The organism is Paenibacillus rhizolycopersici, from assembly GCF_014947195.2.
Classification (GTDB): Bacteria; Bacillota; Bacilli; order Paenibacillales; family Paenibacillaceae; genus Fontibacillus; species Fontibacillus rhizolycopersici.
In genome coordinates this window covers 1-25297 of record NZ_JADCNN020000001.1, presented here as the reverse complement: position 1 = coordinate 25297, position 25297 = coordinate 1, and the positions used below count along the sequence as shown (strand labels likewise).

Sequence of the window (25297 nt, the reverse complement as noted above, 5' to 3'; positions counted from 1 at the left end):
AAAGTTCTTCCTGTATCATTAATCACATTATATCGCGTTGTTAGCTGGGATACGACCTCTTCCGTTATTTGCCCGTCTCGCTGTCGGTCATCTCCTGATCGGTCATATTCCCATCCTTCATCTCGCCGTCCTTCATCTCATCACCCATCATGTCCTCGCTCATTCCATCGTCCTTCGTCTCTTCTCCCATCGTGCCCTCGCTCATTCCGTCGTCCTTCATTTCGCTATTTCCGGCGGTACCGCTCATTTCCGTCGAGGCATTGGCCCCATCGTTCATGTTCTCCTTGTTCATGTCGTTGTTCTTGGCCCCGCAAGCCGCTAATGTCAGCATAGTTCCAAGCAGCAAGATGACACCGATTTTCTTCATCGTTCCTCTTCCTTTCGTCATTTGGACTCGTTCGCCTCTTATCTTAACGAACAATGCTAACCATCCAAGAACGAACCGCTTGCGAAATTCTTAGAAAAGCCTTACGAAATTGTTACAACACGGCCTTACAAGGAAAAACCCGCCTCAGGCTATGCCTGAAACGGGTTATCATTCACAACATTTATTGGGAACGGCCGGCGATGCCGTACATCAGCAGATCCAAAGTGCGTTCAATTTCTTCCTCTTCGTCAAAAGGGAAATCCGGCACGATCAGCACATGCACCAGAATCATCCCGATCATCACGCTGGCTCCGGTTCTGGCGATCCGCCATGGCGGCGCTTCAACCAACTGACCTTTTTCCTGAAAATGTAAAACAACTCTCTGGATTCGTTGAAAGACAATCTCGGACGCCAGGTTTTTCACCTGCTCCAGCAGCTCTGGCTGAAACGGGACCTCCTGAATCAGTATTTTGATAATCCGCATATTCTCGCGGACGAACTTGAAACGGTCCTTGGCCAACGCGCGAAAAAAGTCCTCCGCCCGCTCGTACGGCAGATCGAGCATTTTGGCAAAATCCCGAAGCAGAAACGGCGCAACTAGCTTGATCACGATCGGCCCGGCGATGGACAACAGCAAATCCTTTTTGGTCTTGTAATGGCGGAAAATCGTTCCTTCCGCGACCCCGGCCTTTTGCGCGATTTCGCTGGTGGAGGTGGCCGCATACCCTTTCTCCGCAAAAATCTCCGTCGCCGCCTCCAAAATTTTGATCTGCTTCTCCGTTTTCTTCTCTGTGTCCTCTTCTTCCGTCAACCGGATCAAGTCCTCCAGCCACTGCTCTTTCTCATTCGACATAGAGGCCTCTCCCCTTTCCCTTCGTATCGTAAGCTTCTTTGTCCAGCGTACTATATTTTGCGGTGCTTACGCAACGCGAGGACATTGGCCAGCATAAATACGAGGGATAGCCCGGCCAGCACATAGACGTCCAGTGCGATCCCGCTCCAGCCCTCGCCGCGGATCATGATACCGCGCAGCGCGTCCGCACCGTACTTCAACGGTGTAATGTGTGTAATCCAGCGCAACCAAGGCGAAATGCTCTCCAGGTCGAACAATCCAGAAAAGAACACCTGCGGCACGATGACGACCGGAATGAATTGAATCATTTGGAATTCCGAGTTTGCGAAAGCCGAGAGCAGCGTGCCGAAACTAAGGGCCGAGAGCGACAACAGCAGCATGATCAGCAAAACGTACCCGAAAGAACCCACCATGAGGCTGCCGAGCACATAGACGGTAAATCCGGCGATGAGCACTGCCTGCAAGCTTGTAAAGATACCGAAGCCGGCCATGTAGCCAGTGACGATTTCCCATCGGCGCAACGGAGTGGCGAGCAGTCGTTCCAACGTGCCGCTCGTTCGCTCGCGCAGAAAGGAAACCCCGGCGATCAAGAACACGAAGAAGAAGGCAAACAAACCAATGAGCACGGGGCTTAAGCTGTCGAAAGAGGACATGTTTGCCCCTCCGTATAAATATTCGAACACCGGCGTCTGCGTCGTTGGCCGTTGCTGCGCCGCGCCCTCCGTATTAGCTGCAGCACCGGTGGCCGGATTCGTGGCTGCTGCGCTGCCAGGATCAACAACGGTACTGCTGCTCTGGTCTGGGGTCATCATACTTGAAGCGCCTGGAACCCCTTGGCCTTGCAGCGTTTTTTGGATCAGCATGATAACTGCCCGGTTCTTGGAGGGATCGCTGCCTTCCAGTAAGATATTCGGCACGCCTTGATCGAAGCGGATCATCGCATCGATCTCTTGATCAGCTAGAGCCGCTTCGGCTGCTGCCGCCGTCATGAAGGCGGTCACTTCAGCATCCGCACTGCTCAATTTATCGGCCAGGGCGGCTGGTACTTGCACCGTACCGATTTTAGGCTGATAGGCGTCGCCGTTAAACACGAGATACATCATGGCTAAAACCAACAGCGGGGCGACGATCAACAAAGCCATTGTCCGTTTATCGTGAATGAATTGGCGAATAATGCGAACAATCAGAGCCCGGATTCTCATGCGCGAACACCTCCGTAATACAGGAAAGCTTCTTCGATCGTAACGCTACCGGTTTCCTGCTTAAGTGCTTCCGGCGTACCTACGGCAATCAGGCTGCCGTCACGCACCATGCCAAGACGATGGCACTTGTCGGCTTCGTCCATGACATGGGTCGTCACCAGAATCGTTGTGCCCTGGCGGCTAAGGCTTTCGAATTCGTCCCAAATCGACTTGCGAAGGACAGGGTCGATGCCAACGGTAGGTTCGTCGAGGATCAGCACTTCAGGTTCGTGCATCAGTGCGATCGCCAGCGACAGCCGTCGCTTCATCCCACCGGAATATGCGCCGACCGGGCGTTTGAGGTGATCCGTCAGATTCACCAGCGCCATGACTTCATCGATCCGCCGCTTCATTTTTGCACCACGCAGACCAAACAACGCTCCGAAAAACTCCAAGTTTTCCTTGGCCGTCAACTCGGCATACATCGCATCGGATTGGGCCATGTAGCCAATGCGGTTCATCATGGTCAGCTTCGGCATCGGCGTGCCCAGCACCTCAACCTCGCCGCGGGTCGCTTCGTCGATTCCGGCGATCATTTTCACGAATGTCGTTTTACCTGAGCCCGACGGCCCCAACAGCCCGAAGATTTCGCTGCGTCGGACTTCGAGGCTGATGCCATGCAGCACCTCCTTACCGTTGAAGGCTCGAGTTACCTCTCGGGTCCGGACACAAACTTCCATTTTATCGTTCATTAGAGTCACTCCTCCATGGGGAGATAGTTAAAAGTGAGTACTTACTCACATATTGCTGATGAGATAAAGATACTCCTGGGGCGGGCGGTGTGTCAAGTGAGTAATCACTCATTTTTTGGGTGTTGGGTCGATCTAACACTTTGCATGCCGCAGTTTCCCCCAGCCGACGGATGAATTGTTGCAAAACCTGCAACATTTCGGCGTTGCAGCGAGCCCTGGGAGCGGAATGTTGCAAAAAGTGCAACATTTTAACCCGTCCCCTGCAAAATCCCGAGAAAATGCTGCAGGAAATGCAACATTTCCCCGGATTCACCACCAATGAAGTCAAAAATTCTACCTTACGCCTATCCCTAAGCCACCCCCTCCCCCTACGCTCTCCCGTCCTCACCGCCAAATGCTTCTCCATAAATGCCTGATGCGCCTGATTAAAGTCCATATCTCAAACCACCTCTCCCTGAAAAATAAAAAACGCCCTTCAACCGCAGCTTGTACGGTCATAAGGACGTTCTTCGTCTAGCTTGAATTAGTTCACCATTCCACCGTCAACGACACCGGACAGTGGTCGCTGCCTAGGATGTGGCAGTCGATCCCTGCGTCCTTCAACTGCGGCTCCAGCCGGGAGGAGGCGAGAAAATAGTCGATCCGCCAACCGACGTTGCGCTCGCGAATCTTCGGCATGTACGACCACCAACTGTACACCCCTTCGCGGTCCGGATAGAAATACCGGAACGTATCGGTGAACCCGGACGCCAGCAGGTCCGTCATTTTGCCGCGCTCCTCCAGCGTGTAGCCGGAGTTGCCTTCGTTCGACTTTGCGTTCTTGATGTCGATGGGCATGTGAGCGACGTTCAGGTCGCCGCAAACAACCACCGGCTTGATCGCATCCAGCCCCGTCAGGTAAGCGCGGAACCGGTCTTCCCACTCCATCCGGTAGTCCAGACGGGAAAGATCGCGTTTCGCATTAGGCGTATATACCGTCACGAGATAGAACTCCTCGAATTCCAGCGTGATGATCCGCCCCTCCGGCTCGGAGTCCTCCTCCATACCATAACGTACGGACAACGGCTTGATCCGCGTGAAGACCGCGGTGCCGGAGTAACCTTTTTTCTCCGCATAATTCCAATACTGCTCGTAATTGCCGCCAAGGTCGAGCTCAATCTGCCCTTCCTGGAGCTTCGTCTCCTGAAGGCAAAAAATGTCCGCATCCGTCTCTTTGAAATAGTCCAAAAACCCTTTGCCCACACCGGCCCGTAGTCCGTTCACATTCCATGAAACCAGCTTCATTTCAGGTCTCCTTGCCTTGAATTAATCGCGAATCGCCACCGGAAGTCTAGCAATCTAGAAATCTCGCGATTCAACTAAAGTGTATCACGTCACACGCCGTTCAAAAAAGCTTTTCCCTTCTTCACAACCTGCGCATCGTACATCTGAACCGTCGTGCTCAGAATGAACGCGGGCGGCTGCTGCCCCCGGCTGTTCTTGTGGCCCTGGATATGCGCGTCGCTCTTCTCCCAGTTCTTCCATGCCTCCTGCGACTCCCAACGAATCACAACGACAACTTCCTCCTGCTCTTGGCTTTTCCGGTTAACCATCACGCTGATGTCCACCAGACCCTCCATCTGATCGAGCGGGCTCTCTCCGCTGAACCTTGCAATCACTTTGTCGCTGTTCCCTTTCTCAATGACCATCGTCCTTGTCATCACAAACATTCCGGTTCCTCCCTACGAAAATAGTACTTCGACTCCTTTACGCCTCCGCCAATACCGGAACCTCATAAACCCCCGGCAACTGGCGGCGCTTCCCGCTCACCACGTCCGGCGGCAGAACGGCCGGTGCCTGCGGATGCAGCAGCCACGACTTCACCGCATGCGTATCCGATACCCGGTACAACGGGGGCTCTTGCTCCAAGTCGATCTTCATCGCATACGAACTTCGCAGCGCGAAGGCATCGCCCTTCGGCGGACGGATCAAATCCGGCGGCGTGCCGGGGATCGCCGACAGCTTCCCGCCGCCGTGGCCATCCAGGCTTGGCATCGAGGCCAGCAGCCCCCAGGTGTACGGGTGCCGGGGATCGTAGAAGATTTCCTCCACCGTCCCCGATTCGACGATTTGCCCGGCATACATCACCGCTACGCGGTCAGCCATTTTAGCCACGACGCCAAGATCATGCGTGATGAAAATAATCGCGGTGCCGATCTTCCGCTGTAGCTCCTTCATCAGCTCCAGAATCTGCGCTTGGATGGTTACGTCCAGCGCCGTCGTCGGCTCGTCCGCAATCAGCAGCTTCGGATTCGCGGCCAACGCGATGGCGATGACCACCCGTTGCCGCATCCCGCCGCTAAACTCATGCGGATACTGGTGGAACCGCCGCTCAGGCGATGGGATTCCGACCAAGCCCAGCAGTTCCACGGCTCGCTGATCCGCAGCGTCCTTGGACATCTGCTCGTGGGTATGGAGCACCTCGGTGATCTGCTTGCCCACCTTCATCGTCGGATTTAGCGAAGTCATCGGGTCTTGAAAAATCATCCCGATCTCCTTGCCGCGTATCCGCTGCATTTGCTTCTCGGTCTTGCCGATCAGTTCTTGACCATCAAACCAAATCTCCCCGCGCTTATAGATGCCTTGCGGTCGGGGAACCAGTTGCATGACAGCTTGAGAGGTAACGCTTTTGCCCGAACCGGATTCCCCAACAATCGCTAGCGTTTCGCCCTTGTCGACGTGGAAGCTAACGCCGCGGATGGCCTGCACCTCTCCCTCGCGGGTGTTAAACGAGATGGCCAAATCTTTCACTTCTAATAGATGTTCCATCGTATCTCGAATCCTCTTTTCTATCCCATCCCGTCATCGGGATCGCTTCTATGAAATAAGACAGCCTCATCCTACTCTCTGAAATGAGCCGTTATTCTACTGATAATGATTATCATTATTAAGTATAGCATGTTTCGCCGCCTAAGCTCAATTGGAAAAAGTCTGTACGCCTTAGCCACGATCATAGCTGCCAACTGCTGCCGTGACATTTTTCCCTATACACTTTCGCAAGTGCTATGCTATAGTGTTAAATATGCAAAGATTCAGAGATATGAATTTTCAGATTTTAAGGAGTTTAGTCGATGGACGCGAACCTACAACAGTTTAAAGCGGAATTTTTCAAAGCTCTCGCCCATCCGATGCGAATTCGTATTCTGGAGGTGCTGAGCGAAGGCGAGCGGAATGTCAACGAGTTGCAAGCGATTCTCGGATCGGAGGGGTCGGCCGTATCCCAGCAATTAGCCGTTCTTCGCGCCAAAAATCTCGTCAATACGGTCAAAGAAGGCACAACGGTCGTTTATTCGCTGCGAGATCCGCTGCTGAAGGATTTGCTCGCAGTAGCCCGGCAAATATTCGATAACCACTTGGTTGAATCGATATCCTTACTGCAAGGGATCCGCAAACAAAAATGAGGAACCCCAAGTTTCCCCGCCGGGCTGCGGGGGATCTTTTTTGTTTACCGGGATGGATCATGCTGCATGAGCAACTGCAGATTTCTAAGAAAAGAAGGGTTTAACGGATGAAGTGGACAGGAAGGTTCAGTAATTATAACGCGGCCTCTTTACGCAAAGATTTGATTTCGGGGTGTATCGTTGGCATCGTCGCCATTCCTCTGGGGATGGCCTTTGCGATCGCGTCCGGCGTTAAGCCGGAATATGGGTTGTATACGACGATTATTGCCGGGATTCTGATTTCGCTGTTGGGAGGATCTCGGTTCCAAATCGGCGGCCCTACGGGGGCCTTTATTCCGATTCTCCTCGCCATCGTGCTGCAATACGGATACGAAAATCTGCTGATCGCCGGCTTCCTAGCCGGGATCTTCCTGGTGCTGATGGGGCTGCTCCGGCTCGGAACGTTGATCAAGTTCATCCCGCGGCCGGTCACCATCGGGTTTACCGCCGGTATCGCGGTGACGATCTTCAGCGGACAGATCGGCAACTTCCTTGGCTTGACGGGCATCAAACGGCATGAGTATTTTCATGAAAACATGAAGGAGATTGCCCTGCAGTTTCATACCTTAAACTTCTACAGTCTCCTGACGGCAGCCATCTGCCTGGCAGCCCTGTTGTTGACGCCGAAGTTCCTGCCGAAAATCCCGGGTTCGCTGGTTGGCATCCTCGTCTCCACACTGGCTGCCGCCTGGCTGTTCCCAGGCAAGGTTACAACGATCGGCTCCGCTTACGGGGCAATTCCCGGCGGCCTGCCCAGCCTCCACCCGCTGACGTTGTCCTGGGGCAGCGTCGTGCCGATGCTGCAGCCGGCGCTCATCATCGCCTTGCTCGGCAGCATCGAATCGCTGCTCTCGGCCGTGGTGGCGGACGGGATGACCGGCACCCGCCACAACAGCAACCGCGAGCTGATCGGGCAAGGCCTCGCCAACATCGCTGCACCGCTGTTCGGCGGCATTCCAGCGACCGGCGCGATTGCCCGGACGGCGACGAACATCAAGAACGGGGCGGTCTCCCCCTTTTCCGGGATCATCCACGGCATCGTCGTGCTCTTGATCGTGGCATTGTTCGCGCCTTACGCGTCCAACATTCCGCTCGCCAGCATGGCGCCGATCCTGATGGTCGTCGCCTGGAACATGAGTGAGCGCAAAGCGTTCGCTCATATGCTGAAGACGCGGACTGGCGATACGCTAGTGCTGCTTGTTACCTTCCTGCTCACGGTGTTCACTACGCTCACGACCGCCGTCGAAGTGGGCCTGGTGCTAGCCGTCGTGCTGTTCGTTAAACGGATGGGCGAGCTGCTCACCGTCGATAAAGTGCTGCCGGACCTGGCCTCCGGCAAGGAGAAGGTTCGACCGCATATGGTAACCGAAGATCACGATTGTCCGCAAGTCTCGATCTTCACCGTCGACGGCCCGCTATTTTTCGGAGCCTCACAGGCGTTTGACCAGTTCGTTTCGCAAATCGAAGACGGCATGCTGCGGGTCGTGTTGATCCGGATGGGCAAAGTACCGTTTATGGATACGACCGGCGAAGCCAATTTCACGGCCCTGGTGAAACGACTGCACAAAGCCGGCATCACGGTTCTGGTCTCCGGCCTTCGCGTACAGCCGCATAAGCTGATGGACAAAACCGGCTGCTACGAGACGATCGGCGAAGCGAACTTCTTCGAGAACACCGGCGAAGCCCTGACCCATGCGCTGGGCATCATCAACGCCGATAAATGCCGGGGCTGCCGTCATTTCGCTTTCCGCGAATGCGCTGGACTTTGCGGCGCAGAACCGGAGCGCAAGCCCTTGCCGGAACTAACCGGCACGCGGGTACGGGATGGGCAGGTTCCGGTGTAAGCCCTGCTCAGCTAATCCCTTCATACAAACCTACAAAAGCCCTTCGGAGCACGGAAGATTCATCATCCGTAGTTCCGAAGGGCTTTGTGCTATTTTATGGCCAGTGCTTCGACGAGAGTGAGGATGCCTTGCCGAATTTCCGTTTTGGTGCTGCCATGCACCTTTTGCTGATACAAATACAAATCGGGGCTTAATACGGCGGTTAAGGCGCTGCCCATAAACGGCGGCTCCACCTCGCGAATCTCCCCGGCCTGGACGGCTTGTCGGAATAGACCCGTCAAGATGCGATTCAGTCTCTCAAAAATCGGATGCTCGAATTGGGTCAGCTGCTTCTTGCCCGTAAACTCGGATTTGATTCGCAGCAGCAACTCGGCGTGCTCATCGGTGAAATCGACGACCTGGGAAATCGCGATCCGCAGATACTCTAGATAAGAGTCTTTCCTTCCTGCGTGCCCCTCCACTTCAATACGCTCCCCCCGCTTCGTCTGCAGGCTCGGTCCATTTGTCAATGCTTCCAGACCGCTCAGCAATTTCTCCGTGTTGTCCCTCAGCAGATCCGACCCAATTTCGCCGATGTCCGCATATCTCCGATAAAGGGAGCCTTGTCCGATCTTCGCCGTGCGGGCGATCATGTACATGCTGACACCGTCCAAGCCATGCTCGTGAAACAACTGCCGAGCCGCTTTCAGGATGCGTTCCCGGTAAAGGTCGGTCTCCCGCCTGTCCTGATTCATCGCTTTCCTTCCCCCCTGCCTGCGCCATTCCAAAAACGCATTTGACTTATCGGACAATTGTCCGTAAACTAGGTATCGTGATTTGAACGGACAATTGTCCGCATCTTATATTCCCATTATACAGAGATACCGGCCGACGGACAATCCGATACGCTTTTCCGTAACGTAGCGAGTGCCCCCTGACCGGCCACTTAGGAGGAGAAAAATCATGGAGCAGACGCTTCCATCCCACGCGAATTTCAAACTAACGGGTATCCTCGTGCCGCTGCTCGCCATCATCGCCGGGGTCTTCGTGGTCGTGCTGGACAATACGGCGATGAACGTCGCCTTGTCGACGCTTGCCACCGACTTCGGCACCGATCTCAAGACCTTACAATGGGTCGTCACCGGCTACATGCTGGCACAAGCTTCCGTCATCCCGCTATCAGGCTGGTTATCCGACCGTTTCGGAGCGAAAACGGTATTTCTCAGCGCCGTCGTATTGTTTACCGTCGGCTCCCTGCTCTGTGCGACACCGAGCCGAGCGGAATGGCTGATCGCCTTCCGGGTCATCCAAGGCTTGGGCGGCGGTTGCGTACTGCCGGTCGCGATGGCTTACGTGTATAAATTAAGCCCAGCCAGCAAAGTGGGCGTCGTCATGGGCATCATGGGGATTCCCGTGCTGTTCGCCCCGGCCATCGGCCCTGTCCTATCGGGGTGGCTGGTAGAGTATCATTCGTGGCGATTGATTTTCCTAATTAACATTCCGGTTGGGATCCTTTGCCTGGCCATCGGGATTTTGAAGTTGCCGAGGGTCGAGCGGAATCCGGTCGCCGGCATCGACAAATGGGGCATGATCCTCGGGCCGCTGGCGTTTGCTTCCCTGTCCTATGGCGTCAGCCAAGGGGCGGAAAGCTGGAGCGCCGATAAAACGATCCTTGGTCTCGCCATCGGCGGCGTTGCCCTGATCGCCTTTGTGATCGCCGAACTGAGAACCCGCACCCCGCTGCTCGAGCTGCGCATATTCCGCTCGGTTGATTTCAGCGCCGGGATTTTCGTCCAATGGGTAGGTCAGTTTGGTTTGTACGGGGCATTGTTCCTCCTGCCCCAGTTCTTGCAGCAAGCCCGCGGATTCGGTGCGTTCGACACCGGCCTAACCTTACTGCCGCAAGCGATTGCCTCGGGGCTAATCATGCCGATCGCCGGGATTCTGTTCGACCGGATCGGCGTACGTTGGCTGGTTGTGCTGGGATTGAGCCTGGTCTCCGGCGCGCTGTTCCAATATTCGCATGTCGACCTGACGACCGAAAGCCATCAGCTGATCTTGCCGCTGATCATGTGCGGTGCGGGGATGGGCATGATGACGATGCCGATGAATAACCATTTGCTCAACAAGGCGCCGAAACCGCTAATCAACCGCGTTACGTCGCTAACGAACTCCATGCAGCAGGTCATCAATTCGCTGGCGATTTCTACGCTGGTGACCCTCTTGACCTCCAGAGCCACGTTCCGCGGAAATGAAATGAAAGCCGCCGCGGCGCAGGCCGCCCAATCCGCTGGCGACTTGACTCAAGCGGCGGCCGGATCGGCCGAGGCCATGCGCCAAGCAGCGGCGACTGCGCTGGCCAAAGGGTTCGACGATACGTTCTTCATCATGATGTTCGTCGCGATGGGCGGCGCCGTGCTGGGACTCCTGCTGCGACGGAATCGTCCGGCCAAGGAAGAACCGCAGGAAGCGGTCCGGCCGATTTCCAACGCAGAAAGCATCAGCCATTAGCGGGACAGCGTAAACTCATCCAGCTTCCTGCCGTCCACGGCATAAGCCGCGTAAGTTAACGTCTGTTCGCTAACCGCGATTCCAGCAAACATCTGTTGATTTGGCTGGGTATGCGCGGCATGATAAATCTTATCTTTTTTCAAAACATTAAATTTGGGACCGGAGGTGTTGGTGACGACATAGACGGTCCCTTTACCGTCTGGGGCGATTTCCCCGTCCCGCAGGGGGTATGACCGGGAATACTCATGGTTGTGGCCTTGCAGCACCAGGTCTACGCTATATTCATCAAATCCCTCGATCCAGTCGCTGATTTTGTCATACTGATTGCCGCCGTAAGCCGGGCGATGCATCGCTACGATCGTCCAAGGCTTGGTATTCTCGCGCAAGTCCTCCTTGAGCCAAACCGTCTGCGACTTGAGGTTGGATTCCGTATTCAGCACGATGAAATGGGCGAATCCATAGTCGAAGGCATACGTAGTTCCGGGCGTTGCTCCATCCGCCCCGTTGTCCGGCAACCGAAAATGGGACGCAAACACCTCCGCGTTCCCGGAAATCTCATCATGATTACCAACTACCGGCTGGAGCGGCACCCGGGTCAGCCATTTCGATGCCGTTCCGAGAAGCCACTTCCAGCCCTTCTCCTCGTCCGGGTTCTCCGTCAGGTCCCCGTTATGCACGATAAACCGGGCGTCCGGAAACGTTTCAAACGCTTTGTCCAGTGTCTGTGCCCACAGCTTAAAATCCGCCTTCTTCTCTCCTTGGGAATCCGATACGTTGATGAATGTAAACGCCAAGGACTCCGCTGGTTCCGTCACGAACTCCGCCGGTTCACTCCAGCCACTCTCCTGCCCATTGCCCACGCGGTAGACGTATGCCGTTCCCGGGCGAAGGCCGCTGGCAAGTGCCTTGTGCACGGTATACCGTCCGCCACTGCCGCTTTCACGGGCCAACTTGATCTCGGCCGATTCCGCCTCGATGGTGAGTACCTTAGAATCGTTCCAGGAGGAGATGGGCCCCGCCCCCTCCGTTAACTGAAGAATCCCTGCTTCCCCAGCCTTCCCTTCCGTCTGCCAGGTGAACGCCCGCGTCGTCCGCGCATCCCCGCCGATCGTCATGACGATCGAGTGGGGTTTCGATGCGGCAGCGGGTTCGTTGGCCTGCTGCATTTTTTGCCAGCCGAAGATCACACCCCCGAGCAGCAAAGCGATGATCAGAATTCCAAGCCAAATCATCTCTCTCCGACCTTTCATGCGATAAACTCCTTCCAGTTCCCCTTAACATAAAGTCTGAGGTGCCCTCTGTCAAATAAGCCACTTACACCATTTTACATTTGTTAACCCTACGTTAAAACTTTCAGTTTATTTTCAGTTTGCGTTAAGTGGACAATCAGCGAGCCTTGATAGGATAGGTAGCGTAATTCATCCGGCCCCCGAGAAAAGAGGTGCAACTTGAACCAAAACCTGAAGTACCGCCATGAACTAAAATTTCTGATCAATCGCCACCAGTATTACGTCCTACGCCAGCGGCTCCGGGGATTGGCCCGTTATGACGAGCATGCGGGCACGAGCGGAGAATACTATATTCGCAGCCTTTACTTCGACGACATCAACAATTCCGCGCTGCACGATAAATTGGGAGGACTCCGCGACCGCCGCAAGTACCGGATCCGGATTTATAACCAGCGGGACGACCTCATCCATTTTGAGAAAAAAATCAAAACCGGCGATAGGATCGCCAAAGTAAAAGAGCGATTAACCCGGGAGACGGTGGACGCCATTCTGGCCGGACAGATCGAAGGGCTGAACGTGCCGGAGAAGCCGTTGCTGCTTGAACTGTACCGTGAAATGAAGCAACAGCTGCTCGCCCCGCGAGTGATCGTCGACTATGTGCGCGAACCGTTTATCTGTCCGAACGGCAACGTGCGGATCACCTTCGACAAAGAGCTGCGAACCGGTCTCCACGCCGTCGACTTGTTCGATCCGGATTTACGGCCCGTCTCGGCCATCGACGATCAGCTCATCATTCTCGAGGTCAAGTACGACGAGTACATTCCCGAAATTCTCCGGGCCGCCTTGCAAATGGAAGGGCTGAAGCAACAATCGGCGTCCAAATACGTCATTTGCCGTAAATTTCTGAAAACTAACGCATGGGAGGATTATTGATTTATGAATGCAACGGAAACTGCAAACCCAACCAATTTTAGTGATATCGTCAAAAATTCGTTTCTAGACAATTTCGCCTCAGATATCAGCATAAGCAAAATGATGATCACGCTGGGAGTTTCTTTTCTCATCGGATTGTTCATCTACATTTTATATAAACGGGTGTTCAGCGGGGTACTATACTCGAAAAGCTTTAACGTCTCGCTCATCGGCATGACGATGGTTACCGCCATGGTTATCATCGCCGTCAATTCCAACCTGGTGCTGTCGCTTGGTATGGTCGGCGCCTTGTCGATCGTCCGCTTTCGTACACCGATCAAAGACCCCACCGACCTGATCTTCCTGTTCTGGGCGGCCGCAGCCGGGATTGTTGCCGGCGCGGGATTTTATGCGCTCGCTGCCATTGGCTCTGCAGTGATTGGCCTGATTCTTTTCCTGTTTATCAAGAGCAGCTCGCTCGAAACGCCTTACTTGCTTGTCGTCAACTGTGAAAGCGACGAAAGCGAACAGCTGGTTCATTCACACGTCGGGCAGATGGTCAAACGTTATAACGTGAAGCAAAAAACCGTGACCTCCGGCAATATCGAGATGACGCTGGAAGTCCGCTTGCGTGACCAGGAAGGGAATTTCGTCAACCAAATAACCGGGCTGGGCGGCGTCAAAAACGCCGTATTGATCAGCTATAACGGCGACTACGTATCCTAACGATATCCGGGGGTGAAGAAGAATGATACGCAAAGGGACCCGGCTGTTGCTTTGGACATGCGTTGGGCTGTTGTTTGTCGGCTTGATCGCCTGCGAGGCGATTCAATCTGGGGGACCCCGTGCGGACGGTCAGACGGACACCGCCGAAGAGCGAGTGGTCTCTGCGGAAGAGAAGAAGTTGGATGAAGAGGTGTTTCCCAAGGACCGGGTGGTCGACGTGAAGATCACGATCGACGAAGCGGATTTCCAGGACATGCTGGACAATGCCAGCGCCGAGGAATACAAGACGGCGTCGGTCGATTACAACGGGCAGCATTTCGACAACGTTGGAATTCGCACCAAGGGTAACTTAAGTCTGCGAAGCGTGGTTCAGATGACCGATTCCGATCGGTACAGCTTTAAGCTGTCTTTTGACGAATATGTAAATCAAACCTTGGACGGCATTCAGAAGATCAACCTGAACAACAACTACAGCGACGCTTCCTACATGCGCGAGTTTCTGACCTATGAGCTGGCAGAGCAGATGGGGCTGCCTACGCCAAAATATTCGTACGTGAATGTGTACGTCAATGACGAGCTTCGGGGGTTCTACCTAGCGGTGGAGCAGATCAGCGACGCCTATCTGGAGCGGCATTTCGGCAACGCCTACGGGGCCTTGTACAAGGGAGAAATGACAGGCAGCGGCAGCGACTTGACCTGGCTGGGCGAGGATCCGGCTGCTTATACCGGATTGGCCTTGAAGTCGGAAACGACGAATGGTGATATTTTGATCGATATGCTGGATGAGCTGAACAACGGCAACGATGTTGAAAAATATATCGATGTGCCGGACGCGCTGGGCTACATTGCGCTGAACGTGCTGACGAACAATATGGACAGCTATCTGGGCAGCAACAAGCAAAACTACTATTTGTATGAAGACGACGGAGTCTTCTCCATCCTGCCGTGGGATTACAACATGGCTTTTGGCGGGATGGGCGGCGGCATGGGGATGGGCTTTGGCGGCGGGTTTGGTCGTGGTGTAGCGAACGACGGTGCTGGCGAGAGCGGCGCTGATGCGGCGGCGGATGCGAGCGGTGCAGACGCGGCACCTGCGGGCGGCGATGCGGCAGGCAGTGCGGCTGGAGGCAGCGCGGCTCCAGACGATCCGGTTGAAGGAGGCGCGGCTCCAGCCGCATCCATCGGCCAGGCCAGCCTGCTAATCGACGAGCCGACGCAAGGCGCGCTGTCTGAACGGCCGCTGGTAGCGAAGCTGCTGGCGGTCGAGGACTACAAGACGCAGTATCATGAAATGCTGCAGCAAGCAATCGACGGCTACCTGGCCGATGGTAGTTTCTCCGCTCGCGTGGCGGAGCTCTCGGAGCTCATCTCGCCTTATGTGAAGGCCGATCCAACGGCCTTTTACACCTATGACGAGTACGAGCAGGCCGTGCCGCAGCTGCTCTCCACCAACGCCGGCCAGGTGGAGAGCATCCGGCAGCAGCTCGACGGCACAATCGCCTCGTCCGGCGACGGCTCGGGCAGCGGCGGTGGCATGGGCGAATGGCGGAACGCCCGCGCGGCCGCGGGCGGCGCAGCCGACGGGCCCCCGGCCCTTCCGGAGGGCTTCCAGCCCCCGGAAGGGTTCCCGGGCGACGCCGGTGCGCCAGGCGATGCCGCCGGAGGCGCAGGCCAAGCCCGCCCGATGGGCGGTGGCCGTACCCAAGGCGGCGGTTTCCCCGGTGGCGGCCCCGGGTTCGGGGCCGCCGCCACGGCCGCAGACAGCGGCGCCAACGAGGCCCTGTTCACCGGCATCTCCTTGCTGGTGCTGCTGGGCGCCGCCGGGTTCGTGGCCTTCTTTCGCCGCAAGCGACTCTAGCTCTGAAATGTATTCGATTTTTCGCATATAAAATGGTGGAAACGGCGAAAAGTCCGAATTCTATTCGATTTTTCGCATACATTTACTTCCTAGCAACGGAGATGGTGAGTCGCTTAATCCCATAACCACAAAAAAACCTGCATCCCATGCAGGTTTTTTTGTCCCCCAGCCGAGCGCCTACGCCCCTACCTCCCGGAACTCCGTTGGCGTCATGCCAGTCACCTTTTTGAACACCTGGGTGAAGTAGCGAGGATCCTGGTAGCCGACCATCGGGGCCACCTGGAACACTTTGACGTGGCTGTTCTTCAGGATGTATTTGGCTTTTTCGATGCGGCATTCCGTCAAATACTCAAGGAACGTGTAGCCGGTCACCTGCTTAAACAGCAAACAAAAGTGGCTGATGCTCAGGTCAGCCCGCTCCGCGACTTCCTCCATGCTTAGATCCTTATGGTAGTTGCTGAGAATGTACTCCTGCGTCTTGGCGATCACCGTCTGCACGTTTTCCTTGAACTGGCTGTCTCGGCTTTCGCTTATCCACCGGCCAAAATTCGTTTTGAGCAGTCCGATCATTTCATGCAGCGTTTCCAAGGACTGCAGCTCCTGGAGCAAGCCCTCCAGCGACCACTCCGACAGCAGGTTCATCTGCTCGTATTGCCGGAACATCACTACCGTCAGTTCCACGATGATTCGCTCGGCGGCTTCCTTCGAGAAGCCCTGTTCCTCAATATACTGTTTTGTTTCATCCAATGCAGACAGCAAACGTTCCCGGTTTAACGTCCGGATGCTGTCCAGGAGCACCGCTTCCAGATGCTTCGGATATTTCGCCTCCCGGTCAACCCCAGACTCCCGGCTCGGCTGATCGACGAACACGCCTGCCCTGTCGCTGTAAAACCGCTGATATAACGCCCTGGCAGCACTTTGGTACGCCTCGCTCAACCGCTCCATTCCGGCAACCGTTTGGCTAAACCCGATCGAGCAGGACAATTTAGTGTAGAGCTGAATTTGCCGGATCACATCGCTGCCCAGTTCCTCCTTTTGGCTCGTAAGCGTGCTCGGAAACAGCAGAACCCACTCCCCGCCATGAAAAGGAAACATCGTCAGCGCCCCCCGCGCCATCGACCATTCTCCAAGAATATTGCGAACCGCAAACAACCACAACCGCCGCTCCTCCGGGGACCACTGCTCATTCAGCTTCATGAAGTGATCCAGTTGGATCACGGCCATGAAATAGTCCTGCATCAACTCGCTGTTCTCCAGCCAACGCATATGCTGCAGATGGCTTTGACTCTGGTTGCCTTCGATAAATTCGGCAAACATGCGCTCCCTCGCCAGAACCGACAACACCTGCACCGAATGCAGCAGCTTGTCGTTCTCCATCTGTTTCTCTAACGTTTTCTTGGCCCGACGGATCATCTCGATCAGCTCGTCGTGGTCGATCGGCTTCAGCAGGTAGTCAAACGCGCCTTCCCGCAACGCCTCGCGTGCGTATTCAAACTCCCCGTAACCGCTGATAAAAATAAACAGCCGATTCGCGTTCTCCGCCAGCACTTCCTTCATCAATGTGATCCCGTCCATCCCCGGCATGCGGATGTCGCTGATAATCATATGAGGCGACAGCTCGTGCACGAGCTGCAGCGCCGCTTCGCCGCCCCGCGCCTCTCCGACGATCTCCAAGTCCAGCTCTTCCCAAGGCACGGCTACTCTCAAGCTTCGCAGAATAACCGGTTCATCATCCACTAGAATAACCCGGTATTTCTCCCCTTTTGCTACCATGTTGCACCTCCCGTCGTTCCGTCAGGCAGTGAGCTCCTCCGCAGTTGCCAGTACTCTGTCGAGGTTTGCTGGATTTGTTCCAGCGCCTCATCGGGCGTCGCCTGCTTGCCGATCATTTCCTCCAACACCTTCAGGAAAGTCTTGTTGACCTCAGGCGGAAGTACGTTGTCATACGGCACGAAGCTTTGGCTGCTTCGCTCCATCATTTCCACGACCTGAGCAAAGACCGGTCCCGTTTTTTCCGAATCGTACGTAATCTTCATCGAAGGGATACGCAAGGCCTCGTAAACGATACGCCGCTGTACCTCCTCGGTATAAAAAGCCTTCAGCAGCTCCTGTGCCGCTTCCCATTTCGTTTCCTCCAAATTAGAGGACAAGCCAATCCCGATCGTGTAACCTCCGGCAATCGATTGATTGCCTCCCTTCGACAGCGAAGGAAACGGGAGGACGCCGACCTGATTCTGAAACCCGGCCGGTGCCTTCTCGTTGTGGAACAGGTTGATATCCCAGCTCCCGTTTAGGTACATCGCGGCTTCGCCGCTGGTGAACCGCTCGATAGCCTCCTCGGTCGACAGGTCGTTGGCCGGCTCATAGAAGGCGCCCTCGTCAATCCAGGTTTTCAATTGCTTAAACGCTTTCCAATAATAAGGATTTTGGAAGCTTAACGACTCGTCGCCTTGCACCAGTTCTTCGATCAGCCCCGGACCTGCATAGCGGTCCATTAAATAATGCGCGAAGATGGCCGCCGGCCAACGTTCCTCATTCCCGAGCGCAAACGGCGTGATCTGGTGGGCGGTCAAAACGCGAATGGCTTCGTTTAAATCCTCCAGCGTTTGCGGCGGTTCTAACCCCAGTTCACGGAATATTTCCTTGTTATAGAATAAAGGTTCGGCGTTCCCCTCAATCGGTAAGCCGTAAATATGGTTGTCGAAGGTCCACAAGTGTAAGTCCTGGAATTCCTGCTTCAGCCCGTTTTTCTCCACGAAATCGGTCAGATCCATCAACCGGTTGGAACGGACATACGGCTCGATTTCCGCGCCCCCAAACAACACGAACATGTCGGGAGGTGTCCCGGTCACCATCTCGCTCTTCAGCTTTTGCTCACGATGGACAGTCTGGTCCATTCCCTCAAAATTCACCTTCACGTTGGGATGCGTCTCTTGAAATTTGGCGACGACGTCCTCAACGATATCTAGCATCTGCCGGTCATGCTCCTTGATCCAGAAGTGACGAAAGGTTATCGTGACCTTCTCCGCCTGTTTCTCCTCGATCGGCTCGTGTCCGTCGGCAGCGATGATCAGCACGGAAATCGCCAGCACTACAGCATAAACGGCGATCCAACCCCAGTTTAAGAACCATTTTTTCATGTTGTCCGCCTCCTTTGTCCGCCTTTATCGTTTGGCCGCTCCTGGTTCGTGGAGAATTTTCGGAATGCGGATGCGAATGGTGGAGCCGTATCCGGGAGAAGAGCAAATCAAGATGCCGTAGCGGGCGCCAAATCGGATGCGCAGCCGTTCGTGCACATTTTTGAGCCCGACGCCGGTCCCCCGGTAATTCTTCGGGCTCCCGTCCTTGCTCCACAGATTCATCAGCGTATCCGAACTGAAGCCCGGCCCGTTATCCGTCACATCAATCATAATATCCCGATCGTCCTCCTTGGCCGTGATCGAGATCAGCCCTTTCTCCTGCATCGGTTCGATCGCATGGTACAACGCATTTTCTACGATCGGCTGTACAATGAGCTTCTGGGTCAAGAAGTATTTAAGCGATTCGGGGATTCCAATATGATAGTCGAATTGATCCTCAAAGCGAAATTTCTGAATGTCCAGATAGTGCCGCACATGCTCCATTTCCATTGAAAGCGTGATCAGTTGCTGATTTTCACTTATACTGATTCGCAGCAGCTTGCCGAGCGAGACCACCATTTTACTAATATCCTTATTTCCCTGCAAGACGGCCAGCGAATTGATCGACTCCAGCGAATTGTAAATAAAATGCGGATTGATTTGGGCGACAAGCGCCTGAAGCTCAAATTCTTTCTTACGCGCCTGCTCGGTCTGCACCTGCTCGATCAATTCGGAAATTTGCGTACTCATCCGGTTGAAGCCATCGACCAGCAAATCCGTCTCGTCTTCGCTGCGGACCGCGGACGTGATCGGTACGAATATCCCCTGCTGCACTCGTTTCATCCCGTTCACCGCCCCGATAATGCTGCGCACCAGGCGGCGGACGAAAAAACGGTCGAACAGGAAAGCCGAGATCAATGATACCAGAACCAACACAATCGCGATGTTGCGGATGGAGTTCGATTCCGAAGCGATCAGCTTGCTTGGTGTAATGGCCACCAGGTACCAATCCTTGTTATGCGAAGGCAAGTAGGTAATCAGCGACTTTTCTCCTTGATATTTGGCCGTATAGTAGCCCTTTCCTTCCGGCTCGTCATGGGTCAGGAAGGGAAATTCCGTGCGTTCTCCGATATGGGTGCCGGACTTGTCGAACACGATGTTCCCCAGCTTGTTGACGAGTAGAATATCCCCTTGCTTTAAGGTCGCGGCATCCCAAAAAACCTGGTCCAAAATATCGGGTTTCACATAAATAATTAAAGCACCGATATCCTCTAGCGAATAGTAATCCTTAATCAGGCGGGCTTGGATCAGAACTGGCTTCCCCGTCGCCGCGGAGCCGTTCTCGCCTGGACCTACCCATACCGGGCGACCTTCGGCGGCTTCCATGGCTCCATACCAGCTTTGCTGCTTCAAATCCCTGACGGACATCGCCTCATTATATTGATACTGCAGCTTGTCCTTGGAATACAACCCGAAGGAGGTGATCATCGGGTGGTTAATCAGATTGTTGATGTCTTGTTTCTGCTCATAGGTCACCGTGAAATTCGGCTGCTTCACCAGCTTCTGAATCACCGGCTGCGCGATCGCCGAGTTGGATACGGTCGTCACTTCGTTCAGTGCAAACTTCAGCTTACGGTCGGTTTCGAGCAAGGAGACCCAATAGAAATTGTTGGATTTGTTCTCCATGGCGCGTGAGAAGCTGTAGTACGATATCGAGCCCATCAGAATGACGGGAATAAAGACGAGAAGAATAATAGCCAGCAAGATTTTTCGACGAAGCTTCATTTCGTTCCTCCTATGCATCTCCTACTCTATTATTCTTCATGGCACGACAGATTCCTTTGCTTCTTAACAAAGAGAAAATCGCAAGAGGGCTAGCCCCTTGCGAATCAGGTTTATCGTATCCATTCAAAATCTATGATTAAGCCGCGTCTGCGACCCGTTTCATGGCGTCATCCCATTCACTTTGCGGGTCCGTCTTGTTCTCAAATACATTTCGGAGCGCATGCTTAATCAACGTATCAACTTGCTCAAAACGTGGCCCGTAATAAACCGGCTTTACGCGTTGTGCCGATCGTGCGTAGGCTTCCGAAATGACCTGGCCACCAAAAAATTCGTCTTGATCGGCTTTGAATGCCGGTTCGTTATATACCGCCGGGATCGATGGCAACTGACCACTTGCTTGAAACGACTTCAACTGATTGTCCTTGTTTGTCAGCCAGGTGATGAAATCGTAAGCTTCCTTCGGATGTTTTCCTTGCTTCGGCAGCGTCAAAAAGGTGCCTCCCCAACTGCCGGAGCCCTCCGGAATTTGGGCAATCCGCCACTTCCCTGCAGTCTCGTTCGCGCTACGGATCGTTTCTTCCATCCAGGTCGGGCCGAGGATGACGCCAACGTCACCCTCGCGGATCGCATTTTCCCATTCCGGAGACCCCAATGTCCAGTTGCCGATCCACCCTTCCCGAATGCCTTTTACCGTATAGTCATACGCCTTTTTCACCTGCGGATTCGTATCTCCGATAAAGGACCCGTCGACTTTATTGAAATAAATCCGGTCTGTCGATTGATCCCGAAGTCCGTTGTATACCAAATCTGTCGAATCCGCAAACGGGAGTCCGGTTTCTTCCGTGAACCGCTTCGCCACCGCGGCAAATTTGTCCCATTTGTTAATCGCGGCGCTAAATTCCTCTGGATCGGCCGGAAGACCCGCCCGCTCCATTAAATCTGCGCGGTAGTATACAACGGTCGGACTGATACCGGCCGGCAAGCCCAATTGAAAAGAGCCATCCACCAAAGTCGCCTGTTTCCAGGCCCAATACAGATAGTCCACTTCGATGCCTTTTGCTCCGAAATCATATAGGTTATAAAATTGGTCCTGTGCGTTCACGAACCGTTCCATAAACTCCCGATCCAGCATGAAGATATCCGGTGCGCCCGATCCAGAAGACAAGGCTGACTCCATGCGGTCATGGTGCGCGAATGTATCGGTTTGGATACTAATGTTGATCTTAATATTTGGATGCTCCGCCATATACTCTTGAGCCAGGGTCGCGTAATGGGTATTCCCCAACGCCCAGAAAGTCAGCTCAATGGGATAACCTTGACTGCCTTCGGACATGCCCGGAACTTGATTCTCCTCGTTATTCGCCGCATTGATTACGCCATAAGCGCCTAGCAAAGAAATCATCATGGCGGCAAGCGGTAGAACAGCCAACCATTGTCTTCTCTTCATTGCGGGTAAATCCTTTCCTGCATCCGAATTTATACTATTAGTCTAGCTAAAACGGACTCGGTTTTTGAGGAGGTAAAATTGCGATTTCAGGTTGGAATTTTTCTGATCGAAAACAAAAAAAGCCGATCCCCCACTTGAAGAAGTGGGGAATCGACCGAAAATGCCAATCATGTGATTTTAAAAAAAGTCCAGTAATGCCGTTTGGCTCAAGGGAATCAACCGTTCAAGCGTTTCCGCATCGGTTCCCGGGCCGCTTAATTTGCCGCAGGCGAACATCTCCCGCGGCCGCTTATAGCCGAGCAGCATGGCTGTCAGCGTTTGGATGTCACAAGCCAACCCGGATTCTGCAGGATTCGCCGGCGTCAGGCTCCCCTTCCCTTCCGAGGACACCTCCAGCAGCCAATCCCCTTCGTTCCAGGGCGCAGCCGCGTCTTCAATTCGCAGGCCAAGGCGAATCGGGCTGGTGGAAGCCGGTGGAATAAACGAATAGTCGCCAACGAACGCCGCCGCATTGACAATCCGAGCCATAAAATACGGCACGGTTTCCTGCTTGCAGCGCGGGTCGCGCAGCAGAAACGGCAGCAGGTCATCCGCCGGCACGCGGTCAAAGATCACCTGGGTTACCATGGAGTCGTGGTTGGCCAGATAGGTCCACAAGCCTTGACGGGCCGTCTCGTTCAGGAATACGAATTCGTCAATAACAAGCTCCTTGTTCTTCACCTGGTAGAGCACGTACCCTTCCGGTTGCCCCGATTCAGCATAATAAACGGCAGTATGGTCCTCCTCGCCTAATACCATACGCCTCCACCACTCTTCGTCCCGGACAAGCATTCCGTTGTATCGCTGGGCAAAAGAATGATAGATCCCGTTCAACAGCTCAATATCCTTTACGCCCCGCTTAACGTTCCCCGTAACCAGCGTTTTGGAGGGGAAACTATCGATGTTAACGGTATATTTCTTGTAATCTGTGTAGACCTCCCAGCCGAATTTCCGGTAAAAAGGGATCGAGAAAGGATGAAGGCAAGAAAGGATTTGCCCTTGCTCATTCATACGGCGAAGCGCGGTAGCCAGCAGCTCCCTCACAAGTCCGCTCCGCCGATGCTCCGGCCAGGTGGCCACGCCGGCGATGCCTCCCATAGAGACGGGGCGTCCCTGTACGTACAGATGCAAGGGTAGAAGCATGAGCTTGGCGAGCAGCTCGCCGCCCTCAAACGCTCCCCAGGAACGTTCGGGAATAAAGGATTTTCGCCGTTCTTCTCTGTCCTCCGGCTTCACCTTATATTGAAAAGCATATTCGGACAAGCTCAGGCTGGCATCAAACTCAACCGCTCGCAATGGCCTGATTTCCACAAAACCACCTCGTTTCATCGATTGACTACTCTCTAAACTCTAATCTTTATGTAGAGTCTGTCAGAAGATACCTGAAGTGTCAAATGCCCATGATTACTTGGCTACAACAAACCTGCAACTTCTCCGTGCTCGTCCAAATGGATCCGCTCCGCCGCCGGCACCTTCGGCAGTCCGGGCATCGTGACAATATTGCCGGTATGAACGACGACGAAGCCGGCTCCTGCGGATAAGGTGATATCCTTGATTTGTACCGTGAACCCTTCGGGAGCTCCCAGCAGATTCGCCTGGTCGGAGAACGAATACGGCGTCTTCGCCATGCACACCGGTAGCCGGCCGTAGCCTTGCCGTTCAAGTTCCTCCAGTCGGGCCGCGGCTTTAGCGCTCAACTTGATGCCAACCCCACGGTAAATCTCTCCTACGACCGTCTCCATTTTAGTCTTAAGGTCCAGATCGTCCGCATAGAGCGGTGAGTAGCGTGCGGTTTCCTGTTGCAGGATGCCGAGCAGGGTTGTCGCCAATTCTTTGCCGCCTTCGCTGCCTTTGGCCCAAACATCGGATAGCTCTGCCTTTACTCCCCAGTGGGCACATGCCTCTTTCACGATCGAGATCTCTTCTTCCGCATCGCTGGTAAAATGATTTAACGCAACCATCACCGGTACCCCAAATTTCCGGAGATTCTCCAGATGCCGTTTCATGTTGGGAAGTCCGGCCCGCAGCGCTTCCAAATTCGGTTGATCCAGCTCCGTCTTGGCCGCTCCGCCGTTATATTTCAATGCCTTTATCGTGACGACTAACACCGCCGCATCCGGCTTTAAACCCGCTTGCCGGCATTTAATGTCAAAGAATTTCTCCGCGCCCAGGTCGGCGCCGAAGCCCGCTTCGGTTACGACGATCTCTGCCAGTTTGAGCGCAGTTTTCGTTCCGATAACACTGCTGCAGCCGTGGGCGATATTGGCAAACGGTCCGCCGTGAACGATCGCTGGGGTTCCTTCGGCTGTTTGCACAAGGTTCGGCTTGATCGCCTCTTTCAAAAGAACGGTCATCGCATCCACGGCGCCGATTTGCGCCGCGGTGATCGCTTCACCGTTCATATTGTAGGCTACGACGATCCGGCCCAAACGCTGCTTGAGATCTAGTGCATCTTCGCTCAGGCACAGCACCGCCATGACTTCAGAGGCGGTCGTGATCATAAACCCGGATTCATGTACGCTCCCGTTTCCTTCGCCGAGTCCAACAACGATTTGTCGCAAGCTCCGGTCGTTCATATCCATCGCGCGTTTCCATAAGATTCGATTCGTATCGATTTGCAGTGCATTCCCATGAAAAATATGATTATCCAGCATCGCCGCAAGTAAATTATGTGCCGATGTAATGGCATGCAAATCACCGGTGAAATGCAGGTTGATATCTTCGGAAGGTAGCAGCTGTGCTTTATTGCTACCCGTAGCACCACCCTTCATGCCAAAGCAAGGCCCGAGCGATGGCTCCCGCAGCGCCGCGATCGTCGGCGCACCGATGGCGTTCAGCGATTGCGCCAGGCCAATCGTGGTTAGCGTTTTTCCTTCGCCGGCCGGCGTCGGATTCATCGCGGTCACCAGCACCAATTTTCCGTCGGGCCGGCCACCTAGCTTCTCCCGTAAGCTAGGATCCAATTTGCTTTTGTAACGTCCGTACAACTCTACAAACTCCTCGGCAATGCCGAATGTTGCAGCCACTTCCAATATCGGCTTCATTCCCCTCAGCGACCTCCATCTATCTCATTCTTGTAAAACCTCGTGCAAGTTCCACTTAAAAATTTCATTTCTTATTGTACATGAAATAGATGGAAATATGCGTGACGGAATTCGCCTCGATTTGCTCAACAACAAAAAAACACTACCGAATAAACGGTAGTGCTCTTTCCTC

General features: G+C 54.3%; 21 protein-coding genes. 6 read left to right on the top strand and 15 right to left on the bottom strand.

Features of this window, described 5'->3' with window-relative positions; genetic code table 11:
- Positions 1–64: 64 nt before the first annotated feature.
- The 7 genes from IM700_RS00105 to IM700_RS00075 form a co-directional block, all read right to left on the bottom strand.
- The gene (locus IM700_RS00105) at positions 65–367 is read right to left on the bottom strand and encodes a hypothetical protein (RefSeq protein ID WP_193415783.1); all 303 of its coding nucleotides are present in this window, start codon (positions 365–367) and stop codon (positions 65–67) included.
- Between the two features lie 181 nt (positions 368–548).
- Positions 549–1220, bottom strand: coding sequence for a TetR/AcrR family transcriptional regulator (locus IM700_RS00100; RefSeq protein WP_155606721.1), 672 nt, complete (start codon positions 1218–1220; stop codon positions 549–551).
- Positions 1221–1270: 50 nt separating this feature from the next.
- A complete protein-coding gene (locus IM700_RS00095; RefSeq protein WP_193415785.1) occupies positions 1271–2422 on the bottom strand; it encodes an ABC transporter permease in 1152 nt (383 codons plus the stop codon).
- Positions 2419–3153 carry an ABC transporter ATP-binding protein gene (locus IM700_RS00090; RefSeq protein ID WP_155606723.1) on the bottom strand — a complete coding sequence of 245 codons (735 nt, stop codon included), beginning with the start codon at positions 3151–3153 and terminating at the stop codon, positions 2419–2421. The genes IM700_RS00095 and IM700_RS00090 overlap by 4 nt, the downstream gene beginning before the upstream one ends.
- Positions 3154–3681: 528 nt before the next feature.
- The gene (locus tag IM700_RS00085) at positions 3682–4437 is read right to left on the bottom strand and encodes an exodeoxyribonuclease III (RefSeq protein ID WP_193415786.1); all 756 of its coding nucleotides are present in this window, start codon (positions 4435–4437) and stop codon (positions 3682–3684) included.
- 89 nt (positions 4438–4526) lie between these two features.
- On the bottom strand, positions 4527–4862 hold the full coding sequence (locus IM700_RS00080) for an antibiotic biosynthesis monooxygenase (RefSeq protein ID WP_193415788.1): 336 nt from the start codon (positions 4860–4862) through the stop codon (positions 4527–4529).
- A gap of 37 nt (positions 4863–4899) precedes the next feature.
- Positions 4900–5961 carry an ABC transporter ATP-binding protein gene (locus IM700_RS00075; RefSeq protein WP_193415790.1) on the bottom strand — a complete coding sequence of 354 codons (1062 nt, stop codon included), beginning with the start codon at positions 5959–5961 and terminating at the stop codon, positions 4900–4902.
- A 302-nt stretch (positions 5962–6263) separates the two neighbouring features.
- On the opposite strand from IM700_RS00075, the gene IM700_RS00070 reads away from it, so the two are divergent.
- Together IM700_RS00070 and IM700_RS00065 are read left to right on the top strand one after the other, a co-directional pair.
- Complete coding sequence (locus IM700_RS00070) at positions 6264–6593, top strand: ArsR/SmtB family transcription factor (protein WP_059047243.1); 330 nt, start codon at positions 6264–6266, stop codon at positions 6591–6593.
- Positions 6594–6700: 107 nt separating this feature from the next.
- Positions 6701–8476, top strand: a complete 1776-nt coding sequence (locus tag IM700_RS00065; protein WP_155608844.1) for a SulP family inorganic anion transporter — start codon at positions 6701–6703, stop codon at positions 8474–8476.
- A gap of 89 nt (positions 8477–8565) precedes the next feature.
- Here IM700_RS00065 and IM700_RS00060 read toward each other — a convergent pair whose 3' ends face one another.
- Complete coding sequence (locus IM700_RS00060) at positions 8566–9210, bottom strand: TetR/AcrR family transcriptional regulator (protein ID WP_193415791.1); 645 nt, start codon at positions 9208–9210, stop codon at positions 8566–8568.
- A 208-nt stretch (positions 9211–9418) separates the two neighbouring features.
- Between IM700_RS00060 and IM700_RS00055 the strand changes: the two genes are divergently transcribed.
- Positions 9419–10966, top strand: a complete 1548-nt coding sequence (locus tag IM700_RS00055) for a DHA2 family efflux MFS transporter permease subunit (RefSeq protein ID WP_193415793.1) — start codon at positions 9419–9421, stop codon at positions 10964–10966.
- Here IM700_RS00055 and IM700_RS00050 read toward each other — a convergent pair.
- Positions 10963–12216 (bottom strand): purple acid phosphatase family protein, encoded by a 1254-nt coding sequence (locus tag IM700_RS00050; RefSeq protein WP_193415795.1) that lies wholly within the window; start codon positions 12214–12216, stop codon positions 10963–10965. The genes IM700_RS00055 and IM700_RS00050 overlap by 4 nt on opposite strands.
- A gap of 198 nt (positions 12217–12414) precedes the next feature.
- Between IM700_RS00050 and IM700_RS00045 the strand changes: the two genes are divergently transcribed.
- Genes IM700_RS00045 through IM700_RS00035 form a run of 3 tightly spaced genes read left to right on the top strand, consistent with a single transcriptional unit; the run spans position 12415 to position 15691 of the window.
- Positions 12415–13128 (top strand): polyphosphate polymerase domain-containing protein, encoded by a 714-nt coding sequence (locus IM700_RS00045; protein WP_193415797.1) that lies wholly within the window; start codon positions 12415–12417, stop codon positions 13126–13128.
- Between the two features lie 3 nt (positions 13129–13131).
- Entirely contained in the window at positions 13132–13833 is a 702-nt protein-coding gene (locus IM700_RS00040; RefSeq protein ID WP_193415798.1) for a DUF4956 domain-containing protein, read from the top strand.
- A 22-nt stretch (positions 13834–13855) separates the two neighbouring features.
- Entirely contained in the window at positions 13856–15691 is a 1836-nt protein-coding gene (locus tag IM700_RS00035; RefSeq protein ID WP_239483462.1) for a CotH kinase family protein, read from the top strand.
- Between the two features lie 177 nt (positions 15692–15868).
- Here IM700_RS00035 and IM700_RS00030 read toward each other — a convergent pair whose 3' ends face one another.
- The 6 genes from IM700_RS00030 to IM700_RS00005 form a co-directional block, all read right to left on the bottom strand.
- The gene (locus IM700_RS00030) at positions 15869–17464 is read right to left on the bottom strand and encodes a response regulator (RefSeq protein WP_193415800.1); all 1596 of its coding nucleotides are present in this window, start codon (positions 17462–17464) and stop codon (positions 15869–15871) included.
- A complete protein-coding gene (locus IM700_RS00025) occupies positions 17458–18831 on the bottom strand; it encodes an ABC transporter substrate-binding protein (RefSeq protein ID WP_193415802.1) in 1374 nt (457 codons plus the stop codon). The genes IM700_RS00030 and IM700_RS00025 overlap by 7 nt, the downstream gene beginning before the upstream one ends.
- A 24-nt stretch (positions 18832–18855) precedes the next feature.
- Positions 18856–20595 (bottom strand): cache domain-containing sensor histidine kinase, encoded by a 1740-nt coding sequence (locus tag IM700_RS00020; RefSeq protein ID WP_193415803.1) that lies wholly within the window; start codon positions 20593–20595, stop codon positions 18856–18858.
- Positions 20596–20731: 136 nt separating this feature from the next.
- Positions 20732–22042 carry an ABC transporter substrate-binding protein gene (locus tag IM700_RS00015; protein ID WP_193415805.1) on the bottom strand — a complete coding sequence of 437 codons (1311 nt, stop codon included), beginning with the start codon at positions 22040–22042 and terminating at the stop codon, positions 20732–20734.
- Between the two features lie 177 nt (positions 22043–22219).
- A complete protein-coding gene (locus IM700_RS00010; protein ID WP_193415807.1) occupies positions 22220–23392 on the bottom strand; it encodes a GNAT family N-acetyltransferase in 1173 nt (390 codons plus the stop codon).
- 101 nt (positions 23393–23493) lie between these two features.
- Positions 23494–25125 (bottom strand): formate--tetrahydrofolate ligase, encoded by a 1632-nt coding sequence (locus tag IM700_RS00005; RefSeq protein WP_193415809.1) that lies wholly within the window; start codon positions 25123–25125, stop codon positions 23494–23496.
- Positions 25126–25297 lie beyond the last annotated feature (172 nt).

Bases quoted from the DNA above. Each gene is read 5' to 3' on its own strand.
- IM700_RS00080 (WP_193415788.1), bottom strand. From the start codon at position 4,862: ATGTTTGTGATGACAAGGACGATGGTCATTGAGAAAGGGAACAGCGAC.
- IM700_RS00105 (WP_193415783.1), bottom strand. From the start codon at position 367: ATGAAGAAAATCGGTGTCATCTTGCTGCTTGGAACTATGCTGACATTA.
- IM700_RS00090 (WP_155606723.1), bottom strand. From the start codon at position 3,153: ATGAACGATAAAATGGAAGTTTGTGTCCGGACCCGAGAGGTAACTCGA.
- IM700_RS00065 (WP_155608844.1), top strand. From the start codon at position 6,701: ATGAAGTGGACAGGAAGGTTCAGTAATTATAACGCGGCCTCTTTACGC.
- IM700_RS00055 (WP_193415793.1), top strand. From the start codon at position 9,419: ATGGAGCAGACGCTTCCATCCCACGCGAATTTCAAACTAACGGGTATC.
- IM700_RS00005 (WP_193415809.1), bottom strand. From the start codon at position 25,125: ATGAAGCCGATATTGGAAGTGGCTGCAACATTCGGCATTGCCGAGGAG.
- IM700_RS00085 (WP_193415786.1), bottom strand. From the start codon at position 4,437: ATGAAGCTGGTTTCATGGAATGTGAACGGACTACGGGCCGGTGTGGGC.
- IM700_RS00030 (WP_193415800.1), bottom strand. From the start codon at position 17,464: ATGGTAGCAAAAGGGGAGAAATACCGGGTTATTCTAGTGGATGATGAA.
- IM700_RS00020 (WP_193415803.1), bottom strand. From the start codon at position 20,595: ATGAAGCTTCGTCGAAAAATCTTGCTGGCTATTATTCTTCTCGTCTTT.
- IM700_RS00060 (WP_193415791.1), bottom strand. From the start codon at position 9,210: ATGAATCAGGACAGGCGGGAGACCGACCTTTACCGGGAACGCATCCTG.
- IM700_RS00015 (WP_193415805.1), bottom strand. From the start codon at position 22,042: ATGAAGAGAAGACAATGGTTGGCTGTTCTACCGCTTGCCGCCATGATG.
- IM700_RS00100 (WP_155606721.1), bottom strand. From the start codon at position 1,220: ATGTCGAATGAGAAAGAGCAGTGGCTGGAGGACTTGATCCGGTTGACG.
- IM700_RS00070 (WP_059047243.1), top strand. From the start codon at position 6,264: ATGGACGCGAACCTACAACAGTTTAAAGCGGAATTTTTCAAAGCTCTC.
- IM700_RS00095 (WP_193415785.1), bottom strand. From the start codon at position 2,422: ATGAGAATCCGGGCTCTGATTGTTCGCATTATTCGCCAATTCATTCAC.
- IM700_RS00025 (WP_193415802.1), bottom strand. From the start codon at position 18,831: ATGAAAAAATGGTTCTTAAACTGGGGTTGGATCGCCGTTTATGCTGTA.
- IM700_RS00050 (WP_193415795.1), bottom strand. From the start codon at position 12,216: ATGAAAGGTCGGAGAGAGATGATTTGGCTTGGAATTCTGATCATCGCT.
- IM700_RS00075 (WP_193415790.1), bottom strand. From the start codon at position 5,961: ATGGAACATCTATTAGAAGTGAAAGATTTGGCCATCTCGTTTAACACC.
- IM700_RS00035 (WP_239483462.1), top strand. From the start codon at position 13,856: ATGATACGCAAAGGGACCCGGCTGTTGCTTTGGACATGCGTTGGGCTG.
- IM700_RS00040 (WP_193415798.1), top strand. From the start codon at position 13,132: ATGAATGCAACGGAAACTGCAAACCCAACCAATTTTAGTGATATCGTC.